The 24,505-nt window shown below is 68.6% G+C and carries 21 protein-coding genes and 1 pseudogene; 8 read left to right on the top strand and 14 right to left on the bottom strand.

Annotation, left to right across the window (positions count from 1 at the left end):
- Positions 1-35 precede the first annotated feature (35 nt).
- Both ABD255_RS10495 and ABD255_RS10490 read right to left on the bottom strand, forming a co-directional pair.
- A complete protein-coding gene (locus tag ABD255_RS10495) occupies positions 36-2,813 on the bottom strand; it encodes an AAA family ATPase (RefSeq protein WP_344212395.1) in 2,778 nt (925 codons plus the stop codon).
- A complete protein-coding gene (locus ABD255_RS10490) occupies positions 2,810-3,940 on the bottom strand; it encodes a metallophosphoesterase family protein (protein ID WP_344212393.1) in 1,131 nt (376 codons plus the stop codon). Before ABD255_RS10490 ends, ABD255_RS10495 begins: the two co-directional genes overlap by 4 nt.
- Positions 3,941-4,065: 125 nt before the next feature.
- Here ABD255_RS10490 and ABD255_RS10485 point away from each other — a divergent pair, with 125 nt between their 5' ends.
- Together ABD255_RS10485 and ABD255_RS10480 are read left to right on the top strand one after the other, a co-directional pair.
- Positions 4,066-4,623, top strand: a complete 558-nt coding sequence (locus tag ABD255_RS10485; protein WP_344212391.1) for a GNAT family N-acetyltransferase — start codon at positions 4,066-4,068, stop codon at positions 4,621-4,623.
- Positions 4,624-4,629: 6 nt separating this feature from the next.
- Complete coding sequence (locus ABD255_RS10480) at positions 4,630-5,127, top strand: phosphatase domain-containing protein (RefSeq protein WP_344212389.1); 498 nt, start codon at positions 4,630-4,632, stop codon at positions 5,125-5,127.
- An 18-nt stretch (positions 5,128-5,145) separates the two neighbouring features.
- On the opposite strand, the gene ABD255_RS10475 is transcribed toward ABD255_RS10480, so the two are convergent.
- From ABD255_RS10475 to ABD255_RS10440, 8 genes are all read right to left on the bottom strand, one after another.
- On the bottom strand, positions 5,146-6,819 hold the full coding sequence (locus tag ABD255_RS10475; RefSeq protein ID WP_344212387.1) for an ABC transporter substrate-binding protein: 1,674 nt from the start codon (positions 6,817-6,819) through the stop codon (positions 5,146-5,148).
- Positions 6,816-7,826, bottom strand: coding sequence for an ABC transporter ATP-binding protein (locus ABD255_RS10470; protein ID WP_344212384.1), 1,011 nt, complete (start codon positions 7,824-7,826; stop codon positions 6,816-6,818). The genes ABD255_RS10475 and ABD255_RS10470 overlap by 4 nt, the downstream gene beginning before the upstream one ends.
- Positions 7,823-8,836 carry an ABC transporter ATP-binding protein gene (locus tag ABD255_RS10465; protein WP_344212382.1) on the bottom strand — a complete coding sequence of 338 codons (1,014 nt, stop codon included), beginning with the start codon at positions 8,834-8,836 and terminating at the stop codon, positions 7,823-7,825. The genes ABD255_RS10470 and ABD255_RS10465 overlap by 4 nt, the downstream gene beginning before the upstream one ends.
- Entirely contained in the window at positions 8,829-9,827 is a 999-nt protein-coding gene (locus tag ABD255_RS10460; RefSeq protein ID WP_344212380.1) for an ABC transporter permease, read from the bottom strand. Before ABD255_RS10460 ends, ABD255_RS10465 begins: the two co-directional genes overlap by 8 nt.
- Complete coding sequence (locus tag ABD255_RS10455; RefSeq protein ID WP_344212378.1) at positions 9,827-10,756, bottom strand: ABC transporter permease; 930 nt, start codon at positions 10,754-10,756, stop codon at positions 9,827-9,829. Before ABD255_RS10455 ends, ABD255_RS10460 begins: the two co-directional genes overlap by 1 nt.
- Before the next feature lie 140 nt (positions 10,757-10,896).
- Positions 10,897-11,577: a hypothetical protein gene (locus ABD255_RS10450; RefSeq protein ID WP_344212376.1), complete on the bottom strand. Its 681-nt coding sequence runs from the start codon at positions 11,575-11,577 to the stop codon at positions 10,897-10,899.
- 58 nt (positions 11,578-11,635) lie between these two features.
- The gene (locus ABD255_RS10445; protein WP_344212374.1) at positions 11,636-12,331 is read right to left on the bottom strand and encodes a hypothetical protein; all 696 of its coding nucleotides are present in this window, start codon (positions 12,329-12,331) and stop codon (positions 11,636-11,638) included.
- Entirely contained in the window at positions 12,328-12,846 is a 519-nt protein-coding gene (locus ABD255_RS10440) for an RNA polymerase sigma factor (protein ID WP_344213850.1), read from the bottom strand. Before ABD255_RS10440 ends, ABD255_RS10445 begins: the two co-directional genes overlap by 4 nt.
- A 156-nt stretch (positions 12,847-13,002) precedes the next feature.
- On the opposite strand from ABD255_RS10440, the gene ABD255_RS10435 reads away from it, so the two are divergent.
- On the top strand, positions 13,003-14,520 hold the full coding sequence (locus ABD255_RS10435) for a TldD/PmbA family protein (protein ID WP_344212372.1): 1,518 nt from the start codon (positions 13,003-13,005) through the stop codon (positions 14,518-14,520).
- The gene (locus ABD255_RS10430) at positions 14,517-15,926 is read left to right on the top strand and encodes a metallopeptidase TldD-related protein (protein WP_344212370.1); all 1,410 of its coding nucleotides are present in this window, start codon (positions 14,517-14,519) and stop codon (positions 15,924-15,926) included. The genes ABD255_RS10435 and ABD255_RS10430 overlap by 4 nt, the downstream gene beginning before the upstream one ends.
- 76 nt (positions 15,927-16,002) lie before the next feature.
- On the opposite strand, the gene ABD255_RS10425 is transcribed toward ABD255_RS10430, so the two are convergent.
- Positions 16,003-16,422, bottom strand: coding sequence for a DUF805 domain-containing protein (locus ABD255_RS10425; RefSeq protein ID WP_344212368.1), 420 nt, complete (start codon positions 16,420-16,422; stop codon positions 16,003-16,005).
- Positions 16,423-16,549: 127 nt separating this feature from the next.
- Entirely contained in the window at positions 16,550-17,218 is a 669-nt protein-coding gene (locus tag ABD255_RS10420; RefSeq protein WP_344212366.1) for a class I SAM-dependent methyltransferase, read from the bottom strand.
- 396 nt (positions 17,219-17,614) lie between these two features.
- Between ABD255_RS10420 and ABD255_RS10415 the strand changes: the two genes are divergently transcribed.
- Entirely contained in the window at positions 17,615-19,501 is a 1,887-nt protein-coding gene (locus tag ABD255_RS10415; RefSeq protein WP_344212364.1) for an SCO7613 C-terminal domain-containing membrane protein, read from the top strand.
- 63 nt (positions 19,502-19,564) lie between these two features.
- A complete protein-coding gene (locus ABD255_RS10410) occupies positions 19,565-21,112 on the top strand; it encodes a PfkB family carbohydrate kinase (RefSeq protein ID WP_344212362.1) in 1,548 nt (515 codons plus the stop codon).
- A gap of 28 nt (positions 21,113-21,140) precedes the next feature.
- On the opposite strand, the gene ABD255_RS10405 is transcribed toward ABD255_RS10410, so the two are convergent.
- Positions 21,141-21,827 carry a Mom family adenine methylcarbamoylation protein gene (locus ABD255_RS10405; RefSeq protein ID WP_344212360.1) on the bottom strand — a complete coding sequence of 229 codons (687 nt, stop codon included), beginning with the start codon at positions 21,825-21,827 and terminating at the stop codon, positions 21,141-21,143.
- 743 nt (positions 21,828-22,570) lie between these two features.
- On the opposite strand from ABD255_RS10405, the gene ABD255_RS10400 reads away from it, so the two are divergent.
- Together ABD255_RS10400 and ABD255_RS10395 are read left to right on the top strand one after the other, a co-directional pair.
- Positions 22,571-22,726, top strand: coding sequence for a hypothetical protein (locus tag ABD255_RS10400; protein WP_344212358.1), 156 nt, complete (start codon positions 22,571-22,573; stop codon positions 22,724-22,726).
- A gap of 57 nt (positions 22,727-22,783) precedes the next feature.
- Positions 22,784-24,205 carry an amidase gene (locus ABD255_RS10395; RefSeq protein WP_344212356.1) on the top strand — a complete coding sequence of 474 codons (1,422 nt, stop codon included), beginning with the start codon at positions 22,784-22,786 and terminating at the stop codon, positions 24,203-24,205.
- On the opposite strand, the pseudogene ABD255_RS10390 reads toward ABD255_RS10395, so the two are convergent.
- Positions 24,170-24,505, bottom strand: a pseudogene (locus ABD255_RS10390) (IucA/IucC family protein); the annotation flags it as partial. The gene ABD255_RS10395 and the pseudogene ABD255_RS10390 overlap by 36 nt on opposite strands.

Here is a 24,505-nt window from a genome sequence, read left to right as displayed (position 1 = left end):
GGCCTGATGGTCAACATGGCCAGACGGCCGGCGGACTAGGAGTCGAGCTTGATGAAGGTGGCTCGGGGGACGTATTCGTAGCGGTCGGGCATGCAGGTGAGGATGATGACCTGGCCGTGGTCGCCGGCGCGGCCGAGGAGGGCGCCCATGTCGCGGAGGCGGGCCTTGTCGGACCAGCCGAGGGCGTCGTCGAAGATGACCGGGACGCTGCCCGCGCCGGTGCTGACCAGGTGGCTGATGGCCAGCCGGGTGATGATCGCGAGCTGTTCCTGGGCGCCGGTGGACAGCGCCTCGACGCGGAGGCGGGCGCCGTCCAGTTCGCGTTCGGCGACGGCCAGGTCGTCGTCCAGCCAGACCCGGAACGACGGGCCGTAGACGCTGCGGCCGAGGGACTCGATCCGGGTCTGCAACGGCTCGGAGTACTTCGTCTGGGCCTCGGCGCGATGCCGGCCGAGGGTCTCGTGGACCCGTCGCGCGGCGTCCGCCCGCCGCTTCAGCGCCTCGTGCTCCGCTCGGATCGCGGCCAGATCCAGCTCGGCCGTGTCCCGGCGGGTGGCGAGTCCATCCCGGCCCGACTGCTCCAGCCGGCCCTCGGTGGTCCGCAAGGAGTCCCGCAGCACATCGCGCTCCCCTTGCAGTCTGGTCGCGACAGCCAGAGCATCCGCCAACTCCCCCGCGACCTCATCGGCCCCGGCAGCATCGACCTGCTCCTGGACTGCGGTCAACTCCTCGAGCACCGCCTCGACCTCAGTCGTCGCCTCGATCTCAGCAGCCTCGACGCCTTCGTCATCCAGAACGGCCCGGGCAGCTTCCAAAGCCTCCACAGCAGCGGCCAACCGCTCCGCCGCCAACTCCGATCGCGCACGAGCCTGCTGGGCCTCCGACCGGTCCTCGTCCGCCGCCTTCCGCGCCTGCGCGGCCGCGAACTCCGCGTCCCGGAGCAACCGCTCGGCCTCAGCCAAACCAGCCCGCGCACTGTCCAGCCGCCGCTGCGCGACCGGGAGCTCGCCGATCTCGACCGGCTCCGGAATCTCCAGATCCTCGAAGTCGAAGGCGTTCTCGTCCGGCTCGAACTGCTCGAACAGCGACATCTGCCCCGGCACGCTCTCGACCGCGGCCTGCTTGGCCGACGGCTCCTCGGCCGGCTCTTCGCCATCGACAACCCCGAGCCGCGCCGCCAGTACTGCGATCCGCTCCGCCGGGTCGCCACCCGCGGTCAACGACCGCTCCGTGCGCCGAGCCTCCTGCAACTCCGCGGACGCCTGATCGCTCTTGCGCAACAACTCCCGCGCGGCCGGCAGGTCCTTGACCCGCGCCTTCTTCAGCAGGTCCTTCTCGCGCCGCACCGCCTCGTCCACGACCGCCCGCAAAGTGGCAGCCTCACCACCCGCACGCACCTTGACCTCGACCTGTCCTGGTACGCCGATCACCAGCTCGCCCGAGACCAGCAACTCCACCTCGCCGTCTTCCGACAACGAAGCAGGCACCTTCTTGCCGGACCCAGCGTCCAGCCCGGTCCCCGACAACGAGACCGCCTCTGCCCCGGTACGCCGTACGAGAACCTCCGGTACTCCGGCCGCCAGCGCCGCGCGGGCTTCCACCAGCTTCGCCCGAGCGTCCTCCAGCGCGATGACGACCGCATCGTCCACCGAGATCGCGTCCAGCACCGCCCCCGCCGCCGCGATCCGAGCCCGTACGTCGACCAGCTCGGCCTGCTGCCCCAGCAACCGGTCGAGCTCGGCGCGATCCATCAGCGAGGTGACGAGCCGCTCCACGTCCTGGACCTCGGCGCGCCGCTCGTCCTTCAGCTCGACGACCTCCGCGAGCGCGGCCTCGGCGGCGTGCACGATCTCGGCCGCCTTGCGAGCCACCGTCTCCGCGTCCTTCCGGCGCTCGGCGAGCTCCGTGTCGGCCTTGGTGAACTGGTCCACCTCGGCGAGCAGGCGTTCCCGTTCGAGCCGGGTGCGGGTGTGGTTCTCCAGCCGCGCGCGGGCCGTCTCCGCCCGGCTCCTGATCGAGTCCCGCCGGAGCAGGATCTCGTCGGTCGCCTTCTTGCGTTCGCGCAGGTCCTCGACGGACTCGAGGTGGGCCTCCAGCCGTCCGGACAGGTCGGCCAGGTCGAGGGCGAGCCGCTCGGCGCGACGGATGTCGGCGACCACCTCGTCCATCGCCTTCAGCGCCTGCTCGGCGGCGAGCTCGGCCGCCGCGACGTACTGGGCGGACTTGGCGAACTCTCCGGTCGGACGACCGCCACGGGTCCAGTACCGCAGGTACTCGTGCTCGACGGCGATGACGAGTGGCATCGAGGCGCCGTCCACCGGAGTACCGGATTCCGCGGTCACCGCGGTGATCAGCGGCTCGGCGTCGGCGGGGGTCGGCAGTACGAGCGACTGGCCCTGGCCGACCATCAACGTCTGCCAGAGCACGGGATCCACGTTCTCGGCGAACAGCCGCTCGGCCTCGTTGTGCGCCTCGCGGCCGGTCCAGGTCTGCCGGCGGCCGTCCGCGTCGACGATGGACAGCTCGGTGGAGCGGTTCTTCAGCCAGCGCTTGGTGTAGGTGAGCTCCCGGCCGCCCAGGGTCAGCTCGACGGTCACCTCGGGGGCGACGTCCTGGCCGACCGGCTGGACGTCGCGGATCCGGGTCGACTTCGAGTCGTCCGGGAAGTCGAAGACGAGCGCGAACGCCTCGACCAGGCTGGACTTGCCGACCTCGTTGTCGCCGACGATGACTGTGGTACCGATTGCAGGAAGGTCGACAGTACGGTCTTGGACGCCGCGGAAGTTCCGCAGCGTCAGGCGATGCAGCCTCATCCCGCGTCCCGGGCCAGTCTGTGCATCAGGGTGAGCGCGGCGCCCGCGCTCTCGTCGCCACCGGCCAGCGCCTGGCGCAACTCCTCCATCGCGGCCCGGGCAGGCCCGCTCAACTGCAACGCGTCCAGATCCGCGGCGTCCGGTGCGGGCCGGACGGTCCAGAACTTCGCCCACCGCTCGACGCTGGCGAACACCTCGCCCTGCGCGTCGACCATCGCGTCCAGCCGGCTCAGCAGCGGCAGCGGCAACGACCCGTCGGCCGCGAGCCGGACGTAGGTCCGCTCCTTCTCCGGAAGCTCGGCGAACCAGTCCTCCAGCGCCGTGATCGACTCCTCGTCGTACAACTCGGCGTGGTGCTCGACCATGTGCCAGGCGCCGACCCGGACCGGCTCGACCTCGATACCGGCAGCGTCGAGCGTCACCTTGAGGACGTTGCCCGGGTGGGTCTCCTCGGGCGCGGTGACCTCCTGCGTCCCGGAGAACCAGATTCGGTCCGTGACCTCGGTGGTGGAGTGCCTGTCCCCGAGCCCGACGTAGTGCAGCCGCCCGTCGGCCACGGCCGCTTCGAGCGCCGCCTGGTCGATCGTCGGTACGTCGGACATGCCGCCGCTGAGGCTGGTCAACTGCCCGTGCGCGAGCAGGATCCTGGTCGTTCCAGCCGGAGCCGGCGACAGTTCGGAGTACCCGGGGGCGGCGGGGTCCGACAGCGGCCGTCGCGATCGCCACGGGGCGCCGACGATCTCGACGCCCGGCACGATCTCGAACGGCAGGCTGTCGGTGACGACCCGGACGTGGTCGGGCGCGTGGCCGAGCCACTGCGCCGACGACCAGAGCGAGCCCGGCTCGAGCGCGTCGTGGTTGCCCGGCAGCAGCACCACCGGCACCTCGATCCGCTTCAGCGCTTCACAAGCACGCAAGATCGTCTGCCGCTCGACCTGGTTGTGCTCGAACACGTCCCCGGTCACCACCACGAACGCCGCGCCGGTGTCCTTCGCGACGGCCCCGATCCGCATGACGGCGTCCAGTCGCGCCTGAGCCCACCGAGCTTGACCGTCCGGCCCCAGGAACCGGCGCATCATGCCCAGCTGCCAGTCGGAACTGTGCAGAAAGGTGATCGAGTCGTTCATCGCGCGAGAACGCTAACCCGCCCCGCCGACATCTCCCAACCAACACACCCACAACCCCCCGGTTGCCCGCCATTCGAACACCAAATCGAGTTGAAGGGCCGCCCGGCGCCCGCGAGGATCACCGCATGGACGTCTATCTGGAGACCGAGCGGCTGGTCCTGCGGCGGTTCACCGCGGGGGATGTCGAGTCGCTGGTGGAGCTGGACTCCGATCCTGAGGTGATGCGGTTCCTGACCGGTCAGCCGACGCCCCGGGAGGAGATCGAGCAGAAGGTGCTGCCGGAGATCCTGGCGCGGTACGAGACGCATCCCGGGCTGGGGACGTTCGCGGTGCACGAGAAGGCGACCGGGCGGTTCCTCGGCTGGTTCGGGTTGCTGCCGACCGCGACAGCCGGCACGGTCGACGTCGGCTACCGGCTGAATCGCGAGGCCTGGAGCCGGGGCTATGCCACCGAGGGCACCCGCGCGCTGGTCGCGAAGGCGTTCACCGAGCTCGGGACGGAGCGGGTGGTCGCGGACACGATGGCCGTCAACACCAAGTCCCGCCGGGTGATGGTGAAGTCGGGGCTGCGCTTCGTCCGGGTCTTCCACGAGCACTTCGACGACCCGCTGCCCGGCACCGAGCACGGCGAGGTCGAGTACGCGATCGACCGGAGTACCTGGGAGGCCGGCCGGCTGAGATGATGCGGTGTGCCTGCCGACCAACGCCCGTACGCCGTACTGGACATCGACGCGACCTTGTCCGACACCAGCCGGCGGATCCATTTCCTCGAGAAGAGGCCGAAGGACTGGGACTCGTTCTTCGCCCGGGCCAAGGACGACGCCGTGCTCGACGAGGGTCTGGCGGTCGCGACGACGCTGGGCGCGGAGCACGAGATCGTCTATCTGACCGGCCGGCCGGAGCGGCTGCGGCGGGACACGCTGAAGTGGCTGAAGGACAACGGCTTCCCTGACGGGAAGGTGCTGATGCGCGGCAACAACGACCGGCGGCCGTCCGCGACGATGAAGCTGGCCCGGTTGCGGACCCTCGCGCAGGAGCGGCCGGTCGCGGTCCTGGTGGATGACGACGTCAGGGTGTGCGACGCGGCCGAGAAGGCCGGCTACACGGTGATGAGGGCCGACTGGGGACTCGACGCCGAGACCCAGCCGACCCTCTTCGAAGCCCAGGAGACCGAAGGCCGGACCTGAGCTACCCGTTACCTGGAACTACTTGCTGAGCCCGACGATCAGGACGTTCGGGTACGGCGGGTAGGGGGGCAGGAAGAAGTTCTGCACCTTCGAGCCGTGCAGGAACGCGTTGCGGGCGTAGATCAGCGGGACCATCGGGGAGTCCGCGAGGATCTGCTTGTCGACGGCACCCCACAGACCGGCGGCCTTCGCCCGGTCCGACTCGGCGGTCGCCGTGGCGATGGCGGTGTCGACCGCCGGGTTCGAGTAGCGGGAGACGTTGTACCCGCCGTTGCCGATCTCCGACGTCGAGAACAGCGGCTGGAGGTTGCCGAGCGCGCTCGGGTAGTCCGGCAGCCAACTGGACACGGTCAGGTCGTAGTCTCCCTTGGGACCGGTGATCAGGTCGGTCAGCGCCTCGGTTTCCAGCGGCTTGATGGTGACGTTGATGCCGGCCCGCTTCAAGCCCTGCTGGATCGCCTGGGCGACCGGTAGGCCGGTGGCGTTGTCGGCGGCGAGCACCAGGTTGAGGTTGCTCACGCCGGCCGCGGCGAGCATCGACTTGGCCTTCTCCGGGTCACCCTGCGGCGGGGCCGGGTACAGGTCGTACTTCGAGTAACCGTCGATGCCCGGGGTGATCAGCGTGGTGGCGATCTCACCGCCGAACTCCGGACCGCCTTCGGCGACCTGGACGGCCTGCTTGTCGACGGCGTACTGGATCGCCTTGCGGACCTCGGGGTTGGACAGAGCCGGGCGCTTGTTGTTCATCGCCAGGTACTGCAGCGCACCGGACGGCGAGGTGGCCACCCGAGCCTTCACCGCCGGGTTGCCGGTCACGGTCGGGATCAGCGCGGCCGGGACCGACGTACCGGTGGTGGCGGCGTTCTTGTCGTCGCCCGCGTCGGCGATCAGCCGCTGGTTGATGACGTCGGCCTGCAGGCCCATGGTGAGCACGATGGAGTCCGGCAGCCCGGTCCGGGCCGGGTCGGTCGCCTTGTCCCACGCCGGGTTGCGCTCCAGTTCGAGCTTCGAGCCCGGCGCGTACGACTTCACCTGGTAGGGCCCGCTCGCGACCGGCTTCTCGCCGTAGTGCGCCGGGTCCGTGTCGGCCTTCTTCGGCACCGGCGAGAAGGCCGGCATGCTGACCACCCACGGCCAGTCGCCGAACGGCTTGTTCAGCTTGAAGACGATGGTGGTGTCGTCCGGCGTCTCGATCGAGGCGAGCTGCTGGCCCTTGTACGGTCCGGTGTACTTCTCGGCGCCGGTCAGCAGCGCCTTGTGGTAGCCGAGGCCGCCGGACAGCTCGGGCGCGAACGACCGCTCCACCCCGTACTTGATGTCGGCGGCAACGATCGGCGAGCCGTCGGCGTACTTCAGTCCGGGCTTGAGCTTGTACGTCCAGGTCTTGCCGCCGTCGCTGACCTGGCCGGTGTCGGTGGCGAGGTCCGGAACCAGCTCGGCCGCCTTGTCGGGCGAGGTCTTCCACGAGGTCAGGCCGCGCAGGACCAGGTGGATCGTGCTCGTGCCCAGGTTCTGGCTCTTGGCCGGGTCGAGGCTGATCTCCTTGCTGGTGGTGAGCACCTGGAAGGTGCCGCCCTGCTCGGCGGCCGCGGTACCGCCACCGCTCGGCGCGGACTTGTCGTTGGCGTTGCAGGCGGTCACCGCCAGCGCCAGGGCGACGGCGGCGGCGACCGCTCGGGTGGTGCGTCTCATGGTGTCCTCTCCGACAGTGGGGGGTTCGAGAGTTCGGTGGGGGTGGGCGGCTCCGGGAAGTAGCACGCGGCGCGGTGCTCGGCGCCGGCGACGGGTTCCAGGACGGGCCGAGTCGTCGCGCAGACGTCCTCGGCCTTGTAGCACCGGGTGCGGAAGGGGCACCCGGACGGCGGGTCGATCGGTGTCGGCACATCACCGGTCAAGACGATGCGATCGCGTACTGCGCCCGGCTCCGGCACCGGTACTGCGGACAGCAGCGCGCGCGTGTACGGATGGGCAGGTGACGAGTAGACCTCGGCCGCCGGCCCCTCCTCCACGATCGTGCCGAGGTACATCACCGCGACCCGATCGGCGACCTGCCGGACCACGGCCAGGTCGTGCGCGACCAGCACGTACGACAAGCCGAGCTCGTCGCGCAGATCGGCGAGCAGGTTCAGCACCTGCGCCTGGACCGACACGTCGAGGGCGGAGACCGGCTCGTCACAGACCAGCAGGTCAGGCTTCACCGCAAGGGCTCGCGCGATCCCGATCCGCTGCCGTTGACCGCCGGAGAACTCGTGCGGATAGCGCTCGAGGTGTTCCTCGGACAGGCCCACCTGCCGGAGCAACTCGACCAGTTGGGCGCGGGTCGGGCGGATCTTCTGGGCCCGGAACGGCGTGGTCAGGATGGTGCCGACCGACTGCCGCGGGTTGAGCGAGGCCTGCGGATCCTGGAACACCATCTGGATCTTGCGACGAACCGGGCGCAGCCGTCGGCCCTTCAGCCGGGTCACGTCCTGGCCGCCGATCTCCACCCGGCCCGCGGTCGGATCGAGGAGTCGCGTCGCCACCCGGGCGAGGGTGGACTTGCCCGAGCCGGACTCCCCGACCAGGCCGACGGTCTCGCCCCGGCGGACGACGAAATCGACGTCGTCGACGGCCCGCACCGCGACCGACCTGCGGATCGGCGAACCGCCCAGGGCGAAGTACTTCTTGACTCCGTCGAGGCGGAGCAGTTCCTCGGTCACAGCGCGACCTCCGGGCGGCGGCCGAGGTGGCAGGCGGCCTCGTGGTTGCCCTCGCCGGGTCGCGGGGTGAGCTCGGGGCGCTCGGTGATGCACCGCTCCCCGACCCGCTCGGTGTAGGCGCAGCGAGGCTGGAACGGGCAACCCGTCTCGATCGAGCCAGGCGACGGCGGACTGCCCGGGATCGTGGTGAGTCGCGGCCGGGGCGGAACGTCCACCCGCGGCATCGCGCCGAGCAACCCGAGGCTGTAGGGATGTGCCGCGCGGTGGAAGAGATCCCGTACGGTGCCGCGCTCGGCCGCGCGTCCGGCGTACATGACCAGTACGTCGTCCGCCACCTCGGCGACGACCCCGAGATCGTGCGAGATCAGCACCAGCGCGGTACCGAACTCCGTCTGCACCTCCTCGAGCAGCCGCATGATCTGCGCCTGGACGGTGACGTCGAGCGCCGTCGTCGGCTCGTCGGCGATCAGCACCTTGGGGTCGTTCACCAAAGCCATAGCAATCACCACCCGCTGCCGCATTCCCCCGGAGAACTCGTGCGGGTAGTCGTTCGCCCGCCGCTGAGCGGAGGGGATGCCGACCAGGTCGAGCATCCGGACGGCCCGCTTGAGGGCTTCCTTCTTGGAGACGTCGTGATGCAGCCGGTATGCCTCGGCCACCTGCCAGCCCACGCTGTAGTACGGGTTGAGTGCGGAAAGCGCGTCCTGGAAGACCAGCGCGATGTCGTTGCCGCGGATCTTGCGCAGTTCCTCGTTGGACAGGCCAACAAGCTCCTGACCTTCGAGCAGGACCTCTCCCGTGACCTCGGCGTTGCCGGGCAGCAGGCCCATCACGGCCGCGGTGCTGACGCTCTTCCCGGAGCCGGACTCGCCGACGATCGCCAGCGTCTTCCCGGGCTCGACGGCGAAGTCGATGCCCGCCACCGCCGGTACGGGACCGCCCTCGGTTCTGAACGTGACATGCAGGTCGTGGACCTCGAGCACCGGCCCGGTGCCGGATCGGTCAGCCATGACTCACCCTCGGGTCGAGCACTCCGTGCACCACGTCCACCACCAGATTCGCCAGGATCACCAGGAACGCCGCGAACAACGTCACGCCGACCACCACCGCCACATCCAGCTGGCCGACGCCGCTGAGCAGCAACTCGCCGAGGCCCTGCATGCTGAAGACCTTCTCGGTGATGATCGCGCCACCGAGCAGGCTGCCCAGGTCGAGTCCGAAGATCGTCACGATCGGCACCAGCACCCCGCGCAGCCCGTGCACCACGACCACCCGGCGCTCCCCCGCGCCCTTCGCCCGCGCGGTGGTGATGTGGTCGAGGTTCATCTCCTCGAGCATCTGCGATCTCGTCAGCCGGATGTACGACGAGGAGTACAGCGTGGCGAGCACCAGCCACGGAGTGATCAGGTGCCAGGCCCAGTCCACCGGGCTCTCAGTCAGCGGCACGTACCCGTTGACCGGAACCATGTTCAGCCAGAACCCGAAGACCAGGATCGCCAGCAGGCCGACCAGGAACGACGGCGCCGAGACGCCGATCAGGGCGAACCCGACGGCGGCCCGGTCGAACAACTTGCCCCGGCGCAACGCGGCACCGGTGCCGAGCGAGACGCCGACCAGGAGCCAGACCACGGCCGCCCCGGCCGCGATCGACGCGGTGATCGGCAGGCGGTCGAGGATCAACGTGGTGACCGGTCGCGCCAGCGGGAAGGAGTACCCGAAGCAGGGCGCCTGGCACTGGACCGCCGCCGAGCCCTCGCCGAAGGTCCGGCCGGCGACGATTCCCCTGAGGAAGTTGAGGTACTGCTGGATGGTGCTCTGGTCCAGTTGCATGAAGTGCCGGGCCTGCTCGAGGCGGTCCGGAGTACAGGGTTTGCCGCAGCCCAGCCGCGCCGGGTCGGCCGGGAGCGCGTAGAAGATCAGGTAGACGGCCAGGCTCAGAGCGAGCATGACCAGCACGGTCGCCAACAGCCGGCGGACCACGAACCACGCCACGTCGGGCATCAGTTGGTCCTCCGCAACCGCACGTCGAACGCGTCCCGTACGCCGTCGCCGAGCAGCGTGAACCCGAGCACGGCGAGGAACAGCATCATCCCCGGGAAGACCAGGAACCACGGATCGGTACCGGTGTAGACCCAGACGATGGAGTCACTGATCGAGCGGCCGAGACTCGGGGTCGGCGGTGGCACCCCGACGCCCAGGAACGACAACGCCGCCTCCGCGCCGATGAAACCCGGAATCGCCATCGTCGCGACCACCAGCACCGGCCCGAGCAGGTTCGGCAGCAGTTCGCGCGCGATCACGTGCCAACCGCTCGACCCGACCGAGCGCGCCGCCTCGACGAACTCCCGGTTGACCAGTGACTTGGCCTGGTTGCGGATCAGCCGCGCGAGTCCGGCCCAGCTGAACACGCTCAGCACCAGGATCAGCAGCAGCCAGCGCGGGAACCCGGACGGCACGATGATGCCCAGGGCAATCATGAAGACCAGTTGGGGGAAGCCGAAGAGGAACTCCATCAGCCGCGACACGACCGCGTCGTACCAGCCACCGAAGTACGCGGCGCTGATCCCGACCAGGGTGCCGACCACGGTGCTGATCACGGTGGCCACGATCGCGATGAACAGCGACGTCCGGAGGCCGAGCACCACGATCGAGAACAGGTCCCGGCCGGTCAGCGGCTCCACCCCGAACCAGTGGTCACCGCTGACCCCGCCGAGCGCGCCCTGCGGTGCGTTGCCCCGGGCCGGATCGAGCAACCCGATGTTGTACGTGTAGGCGTCCTGGCCGGCCAACTTGACCAGCAAGGGCGCGGCGGCGGCGATCACGACCAGCGCGATCACCAGCCAGGCGCCGAACCGGGCGCTGCGATCCCGGCGGACCCGGCGCAGGGCCTGCCGGGTCGGTGAGACGGCCGTGACGACCGAGGAACTCACGAGCACTCCTGATAACGATGGACTCGACCAGCCGGATGACGGTAGGCCGAAGTCTCCCACCATCCGGGTCCCATCTTGAATGCTGGGAATGTCGATCCGGATGGTGGAGATTGTGCTCTGCGAGAGTCAGGTCGTACGGACTACTCCTGGTCGATCAGCTCCCACGGGCGGCGGCGCGGGACGAGGCGGACGGCGACGAAGGTGAGGACCGCGCCCAGGAGAGCCCCGGGGATGGACCAGCGCCAGCCGGACAGCGCTGGCTGGTCGGCCTTCAGGGTGGTCGCCGGCGGGTCGTCGACAGGGGCGGCCGCTGCGGTCTCGGGAGTTTCGGCCACGTGGCCGCCGGCCTGCGGGAGCTCCGTCGGGCCACCGTAGTTCTCGCCGCTCCTGGCCAGCAGGCCCAGGGAGTCCAGCAGTTTGAGCAGCCGAACCCCGTCGGTGGCCCGGTGCCAGACGGGAGTTTCGGGCATCCGGCCGGATCCGTTCGTGTCCATCGTGGTCGCGATCCAGGGTCCGCCGGGCGCGTCGGGATAGATCAGGTCCAGCCGCCACACGGACATGTCGTGGATCAACCAGGTCGCCCGGATGAACTTCCCGACTCCCCGATGTTCCGCACTGGCTTCGGGCTTGACGACCGAGGTGTCGACGAGTTGCTGCAACTCCTCGTAGGCCTTGTCTTCGTAGCCAGCGGCAACGACCTTGGGTGGTGCGCTCAGCAGCACGCTGGTGGGCCCGCCGGCCTCGGCCGGCGAGATCCCGAGAGCGGCAGTCCCCAGTACTGCGGCCAGCAGCATGGCGGTACGACGGGGCCAGTGGGCCATGGCGGTTCTCCTTCACTCGGCTATGACTGGTACACCGCCACCGCCGAGGTGGTTCCACCTACCGGACGGCAGAGAGCGCGATCTGCGTCGCCCGGGCCTTGTCGGCCACGCCTTCGAGCCGGAACGTCAGGCCCTCGTACACCCAGACCAGCGTCGGCCCGGCGACGCGTACTCGCCGTTCCGTTCCGGCCTTGTCTTCCAGAACCAGCTCGTGCGGCGTGCTGAACCAGTAGCCGTTGACGACGTTCACCGGCTCCAGGGTGTTGTAGTACTTCTTGATGTACAGCGGCGACAGCTCCGCCCCGAACTGCTCCAATCGCACCCCGTCCCAGCCCAGCGCTATGAAACCCACGGACGCTTCGACGGCAGTCGGCGTACCTAGCTCCTTGGGCAGTACGGGGACGAACCCGGCTGTCTCGGCGGCTTGGATGAGGCTAAGGCGTCCCGTGACCGCAGGTGGCGCAGGAGCACTCGTCGGCCCGCCACCGACCGGCTGGGCCTGCACTCCCCCGATGTTGAGCCACTCCGCCACCGCGGCCCGTACTGGCGGAGTCACGAGCGCTCCAGCAATTAGTACCGCGAGTAGAGCCACCAGAGCGCGCCACTTGCTCCGAACCACCTCGCCGAACGTACGGCGTACCGGTGGCTGGGCGATGCGTTCCAGCACGGCCGTAGCCAGACCGTCCGCAACAGGAGGTACTACGGCGGACCGGCCGAGCGCGCGGAGTTCGTCCGCGAGTGAGTCGTCGGTCATCGCTGCACCTCCTTGTCGGGTAGTTGCGTCCGCAGACGTCCCAGGGCCCGGTGTAGCCGCGATTTGACCGTGCCGCGCGGCCAGCCGAGCACGCTGGCGGTCTCCTGCTCGTCCAGGTCCAGCAGATAGCGGCAGGTGACCACTAGCCGGTACTGCTCGGGTAACTCCTTCAGCGCGGCCAGGAGCTCCTGCCGGCGCTCACTGGACAGCGCGTGGTCGGCAGGATCCAGCACGCTCTCTGGTAACACCGCCAGCTCTTCCCGCTTCCACCGCCGGCTCCGTGACCGGACCAGGTTGCGCGTCTCGTTCGCCACGATCCGCAGCAGCCACGGCCGGAACGCGGAGCCGTCCCGGAAGCCGCCGAGCGCGCGATAGGCCTTCACGAACGACTCCTGCACCACGTCGTCCGCCTCGGACCCCGCGCCGAGGAACACCGCCGTCCGTTTCGCCACCGGGGCGTGCCGCAGCACCAGCTCGGCGTACGCGGCGGACTCACCACCACGGACCCGCGCCAGGATCTCCGCTTCCTCGCCCTCGCTGATTCCGTCTCCTGTCCCGATCCGCTCATTGTCTCTACACCGCCGGTCCAGGGCAGGTTCCGGAAATCCGGAACCTCGCCTCCGGTGGAAAACTTCGTGGGTCGGCGGGGCAGATGTCATAAGGTCGAGGACGTGCCTGAAGTCGATGCTTCGTTCCTCGCCCTGCCCCGCCACGAGCTCGCCGGTGCCGCCCTCCAGCGGGCCAAGGATCTCGGGGCGACGTTCGCCGAGTTCCGCCTGGAGCGGATCCGGTCGGAGTCCATCTCGCTGCGCGACGGTGCACTGGAGAGCGCCCGCGACGACGAGGATCTCGGGCTCGCCGTCCGGGTGATCCACGACGGCACCTGGGGATTCGCCGCCGGAGTGGCCCTCACCACCGACGAGGCGGTCCGGGTCGCGGAGCAGGCCGTGCACATGGCCCAGGTGTCCCGCCCGATCAACTCGGAGCCGATCGAGCTCGCGGACGAGCCCGTGTACGACGACGTCACCTGGGTCTCGGCGTACGAGATCGATCCGCTCAGCGTGCCGCGGTCGGAGAAGGTCGCGCTGCTCACTGAGTACAGCGACCGCCTGCTCCAGGCCGAGGGGGTCTCGCACGTCAACGCGCACGTCGCGTCGGTGAACGAGTGCAAGTTCTACGCGAACTCCGAAGGCACCTCCACCACGCAACAGCGGGTGCGGATCGGCCCGGAGCTCCAGGCAGTGGCAGTGGACGCCGAGACCGGGCGGTTCGACTCCATGGCGACCTGCGCCCCACCGGCCGGCCGCGGCTGGGAGTACGTGACAGGTACGGGCTGGAACTGGGATGAGGAGCTCGCCCAGATCCCCGGCTGGCTGGCGGAGAAGATGGCCGCTCCCAGCGTCGAGGCCGGCACCTACGACCTGGTGATCGACCCGACCAACCTGTGGCTCACCATCCACGAGTCGATCGGCCACGCGACCGAACTGGACCGCGCCCTCGGCTACGAGGCGAACTACGCCGGCACCAGCTTCGCCACCCTCGACAAGCTCGGCACTCTGAAGTACGGGTCGCCCATCATGCACGTCACCGGCGACCGTACTGCGGTCAACGGCCTGTCCACCGTCGGGTACGACGACGAGGGGGTCGCCGGACAGCAGTGGGATCTGGTCAAGGACGGCGTACTCGTCGGGTACCAGGTGGATCGCCGGATGGCGAAGGTGAACGAGGACGTGCTCGGCACCAGCCGCTCCAACGGCTGCGCCTACGCGGACTCGTCCGGGCACATCCCGATCCAGCGGATGGCCAACGTCTCCCTGCAGCCCGCCGAGAACGGCCCGTCGACCGAGGAACTGATCGCCCAGGTCGAGAACGGCATCTACATCGTCGGCGACAAGTCCTGGTCGATCGACATGCAGCGGTACAACTTCCAGTTCACCGGCCAGCGGTTCTACAAGATCACCGACGGCAAGCTCGACGGCCAACTGCGCGACGTCGCGTACCAGGCGACCACGACCGACTTCTGGGGCTCGATGGAAGCCGTCGGCGGCCCACAGACATATGTCCTGGGTGGCGCGCTCAACTGCGGGAAGGCCCAGCCGGGCCAGTCCGGTGCCGTCAGCCACGGTTGCCCGTCAGCCCTGTTCCGCGACGTCCGCATTCTCAACACCACGCAGGAGGCCGGCCGGTGACGACCGCCATTCAGCTCACGCCGCAGGACACGATCAACCGGGCGCTCGACCTGGCCGCGGTCGCAGGGGCGTCGGGATGCGTAGTGCTCGTCGCCGAGACCTCCAGCGCCAACCTGCGCTGGGCCAACAACACGCTGACCACCAACGGCGCGATGCGCGGCACCAGCGTCACGGTGATCGCCACCGTCGGCGGCGGTGAAGGCACGGCTGCTGGTGTCGTCGGGCGCTCGTCGATCACCGACACCAAGCTGCGCGACCTCGTTTCGGCTGCCGTGACCGCAGCACGCGGCTCCAGCCCCGCCGAGGACGCCCGTCCGCTGGTGGACGGGACGGTCGGCCCCGACTGGGACGAAGAGCCGGAAGAGACCTCGGTCAGCATCTACGAGAGCTTCGCGCCTGCCCTCGGTGAGGCACTGACCAGAGCAGGCAAGGAGAACCGCTGGCTGTACGGCTTCGCCGACCACGAGGTGGTGACCGTGTACGTCGGCTCGTCGACCGGCCTGCGGTTGCGCAAGAGCCTGCTCCGGGGATTCGTCACGGCGACCGGCAAGTCCGGCGAACTGTCCCAGTCGGCCTGGGTGGGAGCCGCCACCCGCGACTTCACCGACATCGACCCGCTCGCGATCGACGCCGAACTGACCCGGCGACTCGGCTGGGCCACCCGCACTGTCTCCGTCGACGCCGGCCGTCACCCCACCGTGCTGCCCCCGACTGCCGTGGCAGACCTGGCGACGTTCCTGTATTGGCGGCTCGACGGCCGCGACGCCCACGAGGGCCGCAGCGTCTTCTCCAAGCCCTCGGGCGGAACACGACTGGGTGAGGTGCTGTCGCCGCAGCCCGTCGGGCTGCGTTCCGACCCGCACCTGGCCGGGCTGGAGACCTTGCCGTTCGTGGTGGCCCGCTCGTCCGGCGGTTCGTCGAGCGTGTTCGACAACGGGCTCACCCTGACGGCGACCGACTGGATCCGCGGCGGCAAGCTGGAAAACCTGATGCTGAGCCGGTTCACCGCCGACCTGACCGGCGCGCCAGTGGCGACCCCGTCCGTCGACAACTACGTGCTCTCGGTCGACGGTGCGACCGGTTCCGTCGACGACCTGGTCGCCGGACTCGACCGTGGCCTGCTACTGACCTGCCTGTGGTACATCCGGGTCGTGGAGCCGCAGACCCTGCTGCTCACCGGTCTCACCCGCGACGGCGTCTACCTGGTCGAGAACGGCGAGGTGACCGGTGCCGTGAACAACTTCCGCTTCAACGAGAGCCCGGTCGACCTGCTCGCCCGCTTCACCGCGGCCGGCGCGACCGTGCCGTCCTTCTCCCGCGAGTGGGGCGACGAGTTCTCCCGGACCGCGACCCCGCCGCTGCTGGTGCCCGACTTCAACATGTCGAGCGTCAGCCAGGCCTCCTGAAAGATCCTGCTGACAAACGAACGTCCCGCGACCGGCGTCTCTCAACCAGGTCGCGGGACGTTCGACGTCAGTCAACTCAGACGGTCGGGTAACCCGGCTCCGGGTTCGGGCCCTGCCCACCGAAGCGCTCGGCGGCCTTCGGGTCCTGTCCGTACTGGTTGTCCCCGGCAACGCCCTCCTGGGCCGCGAAGACGATGTAGACGATCCAGCCGACACACGGAACCAGGTTGATCAGCAGCCACCAGCCGCTGCGGTTCGTGTCGTGCATCCGCCGGACGCCGACCGCGATCGAGGGGATCAGAACGGCGAGGCTGTAGATCGAGTTCAGCACGCCCTGGTTGGCCGAACCACCGTAGGTCGTCCCGATCGCCCGGTCGATGATGCTCAGGATGATCCCGATGACCGCGTTGATCAGGACGAACATCCAGAACTCTTTGCGCCGGGAGCGCCCGCTGAACTGGGCGTACTTCTTGAGTACCTCTGTGTACCACTGCATTGGTGTTTCTCCGATGGTCGAAGGTGAGACGCGGACAGAGCCTGTCGGAACCCACCCGGTTCGTCAATGCGACTTTTCGCTTTGGTGACCACACCGCAACGTGGCGGGCCCAGAGCTAGAGTGGACTTCAGCTTGCCGGAGCGGGTTTGGCCTGGGTGACCCGCCACAACACCCGATCATCCTCGGTGTAGAGGTCAGCGCCGCCGAGCTCCCAGCGGTCGGCGAGGTCGGTCACCAGGTCCAGGTCGAAGAACCGGCAGGCGAACCCGTCGTTGGCGTAGAGTCCGTCGCCGATCTCGCTGCAGTTGCCGTACCGGCTGTCGTCGGTCGACCAGACCGTGTAGACGAACAGGCCGCCCGGTCGCAGTACGCGGCGGATCTCGGTCACCAGTGAGCGCAGTTCGGCGCGGGAGAACGCCATGTTCAGCACGACGTTGGCATACACCGCGCCGACGGTGGAATCGGCCGGCGGCAACGGATCGCGGACGTCGTGCAGCGCCGCCGTCACCCGGTCGTCCAGGCCGTCACGCTGCGCAGCCAGCCGGAGCCGGCTCAGCGCAGCCTCGCTGAAGTCGGTGGCGTGCACGCTGAATCCCTGCCTGGCAAGGTAGAGCGCGTCACGGCCCTGGCCGGCGCCGAGCTCCAGGACGTCATCGATGCCTGCGGCACCGAACAGCCGGACGGTCCAGCGGGCGGCCGCCGAGGGATCCGTACCGTTCAGTCCCGGATTCTGCTCGTAGGCCCGCTGCCATCGCTCCTGCTGAGCTCGTGCGAGCTCCACATACCCAGTCTTCATCCTGCTCCCCGTGGTTGCCTCGCCGGTCTGGACGATCGGCAGACCGCAGCAGCCTACGCGACGAAATGAGTAGACGTACTCAGGCGGCGCCCCGTTCCGCCTCGCGATAGTGAAGGACACCACTCGAGGAGGAGCCGGATGAACGCCCAGCCCGCCGCATTCCGTTGCCCAGTCTGCAGTTCCGCTCTCCAACTGGACGTACAGCTAACTCCCGCACGGGTCCTACCACCTCCTCCCCCACCACCGCCCGTACTCCGCCCGCCGCCGCCCGTACTCCCCCCGGCGCCGGCGCCCATCCCCGCGTCGAGACCGCAGCCCTTACCGCCTTTCCCGGGTTTTCCCACGCGACCTCCTGAACCACTGAAGGCTCCGAAGGCTTCGAGACCGCGGCGCCGCTTGAGCCCGCAGGCCACCCTCCTCAGCCTCGGCGTACTCCTCCTGCTGGCCGCCGGCGTCACCTTCCTCGCCGTCAACTGGGACAACCTCTCCGTCCCGATCCAGGCCTCGATCATCGCCACCCTCGCCGCGCTCGCCTTCGCCGGTTCTGTCCCCGCCGGAAAGACCAAACTCGCCGGCACCGCCGAAGCCCTCGCCATCCTCGGCACCGGCCTCCTCACCGTCGACCTGTACGGCGCCCGCGAGCTCGGCCTGATCTCCCCGGCCACCATCGACGGCCTCACCTACGCCGGTCTGGCAGCGGCCGCGATCGCCACCGTCAACCTGCTGATGTCACGCATCGCGCCGAAGGTGGTCACGTACGGTGTGGCCGCCGTGATCATCGGCCAACTCCCACTCCCGTTGATCCTGGTCAATCGAGTCAACCTGGCGACGTTCCTGTTCGGCCTGCTGATCCAGGTGGTCATCACCTTCTTCTGGTCCGCCAAGGGCACCCGGTTCATCCGCACCACCGGTGTCGTCTGCGCCGCGGCGGTGTTCTGGACCTTGCTGATCATCGGCTGCGGCCGCGTCTTCCTCGGCCTGCTGGCGCTCGATTCACCCCGCACCCAGCGATCGTTCCTCGAAGACCTCTTCGACGGATCATTGCCGGGCGACGTGTTCGGCTCTCTGTCGGGAGACGTGGTCGGCAGCCCGCTGTCGCCCGTCCTCGCGACCACCGCAGTCGTCTGCCTCGCCGCCTTCACCGGCATCGTCCTCCTGCGCAGGATCGCACTCCCCCGAGCCTTCCCACCCGCCCTCGGCGAATCCCTCTGCGCAGCAGCCGCCGCCTTCGCCGTAGCCACCTGCCTGCCGCAGATTCCCGACGCCGGCCGCTGGCTGACCACCGCCGCCGCCACCCTCCTCGCACTCGCCGCGCTACTACGGACGCGGCGTACCGGAGTACTGACTATTGCCTTGGAAACAGCGGCCGTTGTCGTTGCCTCCATCAACCTGCTGGTCTGTCTCGTCCGGCTGGACGTGCTTCAACTAGGCCTGATCTCGGCAATCGCCGCCGGCCTCGCACTCATCGCTGCCTGGCGCAAGGCGATCGACCCTTGCACAGCAGCCATCACCGCAGGCTTCACGGCCCAACTAGCCATCATCTTGGTCACCTTCGACGGCCTTTTCACCCTCTGGACCGGCGCGATCCTGCTGGCCCTAGTCGCCGCCACCGCCACCGCCATCGCCTGCGTCGCCCCCGCAGTACCCCTGGAACGCGCCCTCCTCAGCACCGCCGCCTCCGCCGCCGCCCTGGCCGAGATCGTCATCCTGCTGGAATCCGCAACCACCGGTACCGGCGTGATCCTCACCATCACCGCGGCCCCTCTGGTCGCCTACGGCATGCGCCCCCACCGCCGCGAGGCTCTCCTGATCGCGGGCCTCCTCCTAGCCATCGCCAACACCGCCTTCGTCCTCGGCGCCGGCGCCACCACCATCGAGTGGTTCACCCTCCCACCCGCCGCCGTCGTGCTCGCCCTAGGCCTCCTGGCCTGGCGAGACCAACCCAGCTGGGTCTACCTGGGCCCCGGCCTGCTCCTAGGCCTCGTCCCCTCAACTTTAGTTGCCAACAGCAACGAAGACTACCTGCGCACCACCTTCGTAGTGGCCGCAGCCGTCCTCATCATCCTCATCGGCTCCCGCCACTCCCTCCAGGCCCCTTTCCTCATCGGCGCCGCAGTCCTCCTGAAGATCACCCTCTGGCAATTCCTGGAGGTAGCTCCGTTGATCCCCCGCTGGATCACCCTGGGCACCGCCGGCCTGATCCTCCTCACCGTCGGCGCCACCTACGAACGCCGCCTACAGAACGCCAAACACGCCGCCCGCTGGGTAGCCGCGCTGCGCTGACCTTCCACCCTCAATTTCGTTCCCGCATAATGACTGCAGGTGACGACGTGAGGACGGAGACGAGTGGCGGAGCACAATGGGGAATGGGAACCGCCCAGTGCCTTGGTACTGACGCACGTCCTGGAGAAGATGCGGGCCCGGGACGGGCTCACGCTGGCCAGGTTGCGGGACGATCGTGGTCAGGCGGCTGCGCCCTTGCTCCAGCTTCACGCGACTCAGCGGTTCTCCAACGTCTACAAGGTGGATCTCGCCTCGGCCGCGCACGGTGTCATCTCGCAGTGTGTGCTCGAGACGATCGACGGGACGCACCGGATCGTCGCTGACACGGTGCTCGCTCTCGGGTTGTTCGCCGAGCAGTACAGCCAGCACGGCATCGATGACAGGGTCGTGCAGGGGTTACAGGCCGATTCGCTCGGCACCCGGCGCAACATGCTGCTGGGCAACTGGACCCGCCTGCACGAGTCGATGGGGCTCGGCGGCGGCGTGGCGCCCAGCGATCGCACCCTACGCGGTACGACGGAGCCCGAAGTACTGCGTGAGCTTGCTCGTCAGCTGATCCGGCGCGAGGTGAACTCCGTCGGCGCGCGGAGCGTCGTCGCGCCGACTGCGGGTGATGCGGCGGGCAATGGCGCGGCAGCGCCGACAGGGCGCGTCATCGTCGTCGGCGGCGCGGTCATGGACGCCACCTTCCGGACGAAGACCCTGCCACAGAGCGAGACCTCCAGCGAGGCCTACGGCTTCGATCTCTCACCGGGTGGCAAAGGAGTCTCCCAGGCAGTCGCCGCGGCCCGGCTGGGCCTCGAGGTGGCGCTGGTCGCCGCCGTCGCCGACGACCGGTTCGGGCAGGAGATCGTCCACTACCTGCGCGACGAGGGCGTCAACACCTCTCACCTCAAGATGGTCCGCCAGGCCCGGACACCGTTCACCGGCGTGATCGAGATGGAGCTCGGCGACAGCATCGCGGTGAACTGGCGCAACCAGATGGAGGTCAGGCTCGACGTCCGGGACCTGGAGCACCTTTCCCAGGAACTGACCGAGTGCGATGCCGTGCTGGTGACGTTCGAGATCCCGCGGGAGACCGTGCAAAGAACGCTCGAGCTGGTCCACGCCGCCGAGCGGAACCGCCCGCTCGTCATCGTCACGCCCGGCCAGCCGTATCCGGACGACGACATCTCCCGGCATTCGCTGTCCCAGATCGACTACATGGTGGCCCACGCCTGGGAGCTCGGGCGCTACTCGCCACCCGGTCAGGACCGGTTCGATCCGGACCCGGTCGCCCGGCATCTGCTCGCCTACGGTGTCGAGACCCTCTGCATCCCCGGGAACGGCGGCTGCACGATCTACTCCGACACCGACCTGCAGACCTTCAGCGTGCCGAGCTTCCCGTCGATCTACAAAGAGTCCTCGGCCGCCCGCGACGCCTTCTGCGCGGCGCTGGCCGCCCAGTTGATCGACAACGACCGCATCTTCTCCGAGGAACAAGCCCTGTGGGCGACCGCCGCGATGGCCTGCGCCACCGCCGACTTCCCGCTCTCCAACTCGATGCCCGACCGCCGCCGGGTCGAGGCCCTCCTCAGCCGCTCCCGCTTCACCGTCCGACCTCATCAGTGACCTGACCGGCCCGACGCTCGTTGAAGGATCAGCGGTGCAACCGCCGCTGCAGGTCCTGGGGCACGAACTCGGTCTCGCCTTTGATCCGGCAGCAGAAGATCATCGAGTCGCGCAATGGCGCCCGGCTCTGCTCGAATTTCGTCCCGTAGGCTGCCCGCAACTCGCTCACGTTAGTGGTCTCGAAACGCGAGCGCAGTTGCCGCGGGCTGACATAGCCGTTCTCGAAATACAGATACGGTCGCGGCTTGATCGTCATCCAGCGCTGCCAGTTCGCCGCCAGATAGCTGGATCCGGTGAATCCGAGATTCGGATCGACAGCGGTCGACAACAACTGCGCCTCGGGCACGCGCTGCCGAAGGTCATTGCGCACCCGGGCGAGCAGATAGGAAATGGCATTCGCCGGCGCGACATCGAAGGAATAGACCCGCGAGATGTCCCAGACCGCCTCCATGGCGACCCCGAACTGGGAATTGATCTGCCGGCCGACGCGACGCCATTCCAGTGGGGACACGCTGCAGAGGCTGATCGGCAGGCCGTAGTACGGGTCGACCAGGGCGTAGTTCAGCGAGCCCGGCCGGGCGCTGCGGAGGTAGTGCAGGTGGTTGAAGATCTCGGCCGCGTTGTCGCTGCTGTAGTCGGCGACGAACCGGAGGTCCTGCAGCTTGAAGCTTCCGGTCGGGATCAGCCGCTGCACCTTCTTCTGGTCGGCCAGCAACTCGGCGGAGCGCCTGCGCAGTTCGGTGTGGATCTGCCGCCAGCTGATCTGGCCACGGTGTCCAGCCACCCGCGGGAGGTGAAGGAGAGTCCGGACCGCCAACGCCCGCGGCTCGACTTTGTTGCTCGCGGCAGCTTCCCGGACCAGCAGACCGAACGGCGAGTCATGGGCCTGGCAGTCGACCAGAGAGACGGTTGCCCTCGACGGGCCCGCCGGCGGCTGGGACACCAGGCGCCGCGGCGCGGGTGACTGATCGAGCGCCGCGGAGGGCCGATCGATGGGAATGACACTCACTCAGAGCCGCCTGTCCGTCCGTTCACTGCTTGATCGACAGCTTTGCCCGTACGGCTTGTGACCTCGCGGCAATAGTCCCTTGCCGCGAGAGTTGGCGGCATCCGAAGACTAGTGCCGCCAAGCTATAGCTAAACCAGTTAACTCATCAACATCGGGTAACGATCCGACGGCAACTCGCCAGCTCGGCAGCACATCTTGCCAATTGGCAGGAGCCAGAGCCAATTGGCAGCCGCTCCCGTCATATTGCCGGGAGGCTACGGAATTCAGGCAACCAGCGTGCGGAACTTGGCGTCCTCGCATTCACCAATACTGCGGATTGACAGCCTATTGACCTGTCGTTCACTGGAACCAACAGAAAAACAGACGGGGCACCGGGCCAATCTAGCTCAAGCCCGGTGAAAAGCAAGGATCCGACGGGAAGTGAATCGAGTAGGAAAAGAGGGAACGCCATGCCTCAGAATGAAATCCTCGTGTCGCTCGTAGTACTGGCCTCCGCAGTGATCATCATCTCGTTCTGGCGGCAGATCCTCTTCATCCTTCTGTTCGGGGTGATCGCGGTCTTCTGCTTCGGCCTCTACAACGTCGCTGCTGCCGTTCAGCACTGAGTCGGCGACGACCCGCCCGGGCATTCCCCGGGCGGGTTATTTTCGTACGCTCGTCGGGTGACCGAAGACGCCGCGGACCTCAGCCTGGTCGAGATTCTCGACCGATTGGCCGACCGCAAACTCTCGGCCCGCGAACTCGTCGCCGACTGCCTCCGCCGGATCGAGCAGTCCGAGGCCACCATCCGGGCCTTCGTCACCCAGACCCCGCACCTGGCCCTGGCCGCCGCTCGGCGCGCCGACGAAGCCCGCGCGCGACGCATCCCCGTCGGCCCGCTCGCCGGAGTACCGGTGGCTGTGAAGGACCTCTTCCTGACCCGTGGCGTGCTGACTACCGCCGGGAGCAGGGTGCTGGCCAGTTATGTGCCCAATGAGGACGCTGCGCTCTGGCAGCGGCTTGCTGCGGCTGGGGCGGGGCTGCTCGGGAAGACGACGACGCACGAGTTCGCCTATGGGACGGCATCGTTGCCAACCAAGAACCCCTGGGACATCCGGCGTACGCCCGGCGGCTCGTCCGGTGGCTCGGCTGCCGCGCTGGCGATGCGGATGGCGCCGCTCGCCATCGGGACGGACACCGGCGGCTCCTTGCGGATTCCTGCTGCCGCCTGTGGGGTGTCGACGTTGCGCAGCGGAATCGGCCGGCTGTCCCGGTACGGCGTCATCCCGCTCAGCAGGTCGTTCGACGTCACCGGACCGATGGCGCGACGCATGCTCGACGTCTCGCTGCTGATGCGGGTTCTGGCCGGCCACGACACGCGGGACCCGGCCAGCCACGACAGCGCCATACCGGCCTATCCGTGTGCTCCGCCGTCCGATCTCACCGGTGTCCGCATCGGCCTGCCGATCGAGATGTCGTGGAAGGAGGTGGACGCCCGGTTCGCGGAGGTCTGCCGGGAGGCTCTGGACGAGTTGGTCGCCCGCGGCGCGGAACTCGTCGAGATCAGTACGCCGTCGTCGGCGGAGCAGGTCCTTCGGGAGTCGGTCGGCGTCTTCGACACGATCACCCACGTCGAGGCCTTGGAGATCCACGACGCGCTGCTGGCCCACAGCCACCTCTACACGCCACAAGTTCGCTACCGCGTCCAACTGGGCGAGACGATCAGCCCCGAAAGCTACGAGGAAGCGCTGCTCCTCCGCGACCGCTGGGAGAGCAAGTGGCGGCAGATCATGTCCGACCACCGGCTGGACGCGATCGCCCATCCCACCATCGACGGGCCTCCGCCGCTGATCAACGCCGCAGGCGAACCCGACGGTCCACACATCCGCCTCTCGGTCCCCTGGTCCGTCGCCGGCTTCGCAGCCCTCAGCGTCCCTGCGGGCCTCGACGACCGCGGCCTCCCCGTGGGCCTCTCCCTGGCCACCGTCCCCGAACGAGAAGCCGACCTCCTCGGCCTAGGCATAGCCATCGACGAAGAACTCCAAAGCTGGCGCAAGCAGCCGCCCTGGTCACCAGGGGCGGGTTGGAGGGACTCCGGGGACTGAGTGGAGGGGGTTGGGGAGGCGGCCGGTTACGGGGATGGGTGGGCGGGTGTCGAGGTCTGTGTAGCCGAGGGTTAGGCGGTAGCCGTTGAGGGGGTAGCGGGCGAAGGTTTCGTCCAGGAGGCCGGTGGCGGTGAGGCGGTCGGCGTACTGCGGGTTGTGGCTGGCGTAGAGCTCTATCTCGCCGCGGACCATGGGCCAGAAGGCGTCGAGGTCAAGGAGGTCCGACAGGGGGTTGAGGACGCCTAGTACTACAGCCGGAGTTCGTGATGTTCGGTTGAGTCGGTGATTTGGCGGTCTGGG

Source organism: Kribbella sancticallisti (assembly GCF_039530625.1).
Lineage (GTDB): Bacteria > Actinomycetota > Actinomycetes > Propionibacteriales > Kribbellaceae > Kribbella > Kribbella sancticallisti.
The sequence above is the reverse complement of the archived record's forward strand: the minus strand, read 5'-3'. Positions and strand labels throughout refer to the sequence as shown.

Bases quoted from the DNA above. Each gene is read 5' to 3' on its own strand.
- ABD255_RS10495 (WP_344212395.1), bottom strand. From the start codon at position 2,813: ATGAGGCTGCATCGCCTGACGCTGCGGAACTTCCGCGGCGTCCAAGAC.
- ABD255_RS10490 (WP_344212393.1), bottom strand. From the start codon at position 3,940: ATGAACGACTCGATCACCTTTCTGCACAGTTCCGACTGGCAGCTGGGC.
- ABD255_RS10485 (WP_344212391.1), top strand. From the start codon at position 4,066: ATGGACGTCTATCTGGAGACCGAGCGGCTGGTCCTGCGGCGGTTCACC.
- ABD255_RS10475 (WP_344212387.1), bottom strand. From the start codon at position 6,819: ATGAGACGCACCACCCGAGCGGTCGCCGCCGCCGTCGCCCTGGCGCTG.
- ABD255_RS10465 (WP_344212382.1), bottom strand. From the start codon at position 8,836: ATGGCTGACCGATCCGGCACCGGGCCGGTGCTCGAGGTCCACGACCTG.
- ABD255_RS10460 (WP_344212380.1), bottom strand. From the start codon at position 9,827: ATGCCCGACGTGGCGTGGTTCGTGGTCCGCCGGCTGTTGGCGACCGTG.
- ABD255_RS10450 (WP_344212376.1), bottom strand. From the start codon at position 11,577: ATGGCCCACTGGCCCCGTCGTACCGCCATGCTGCTGGCCGCAGTACTG.
- ABD255_RS10445 (WP_344212374.1), bottom strand. From the start codon at position 12,331: ATGACCGACGACTCACTCGCGGACGAACTCCGCGCGCTCGGCCGGTCC.
- ABD255_RS10425 (WP_344212368.1), bottom strand. From the start codon at position 16,422: ATGCAGTGGTACACAGAGGTACTCAAGAAGTACGCCCAGTTCAGCGGG.
- ABD255_RS10420 (WP_344212366.1), bottom strand. From the start codon at position 17,218: ATGAAGACTGGGTATGTGGAGCTCGCACGAGCTCAGCAGGAGCGATGG.
- ABD255_RS10400 (WP_344212358.1), top strand. From the start codon at position 22,571: ATGCCTCAGAATGAAATCCTCGTGTCGCTCGTAGTACTGGCCTCCGCA.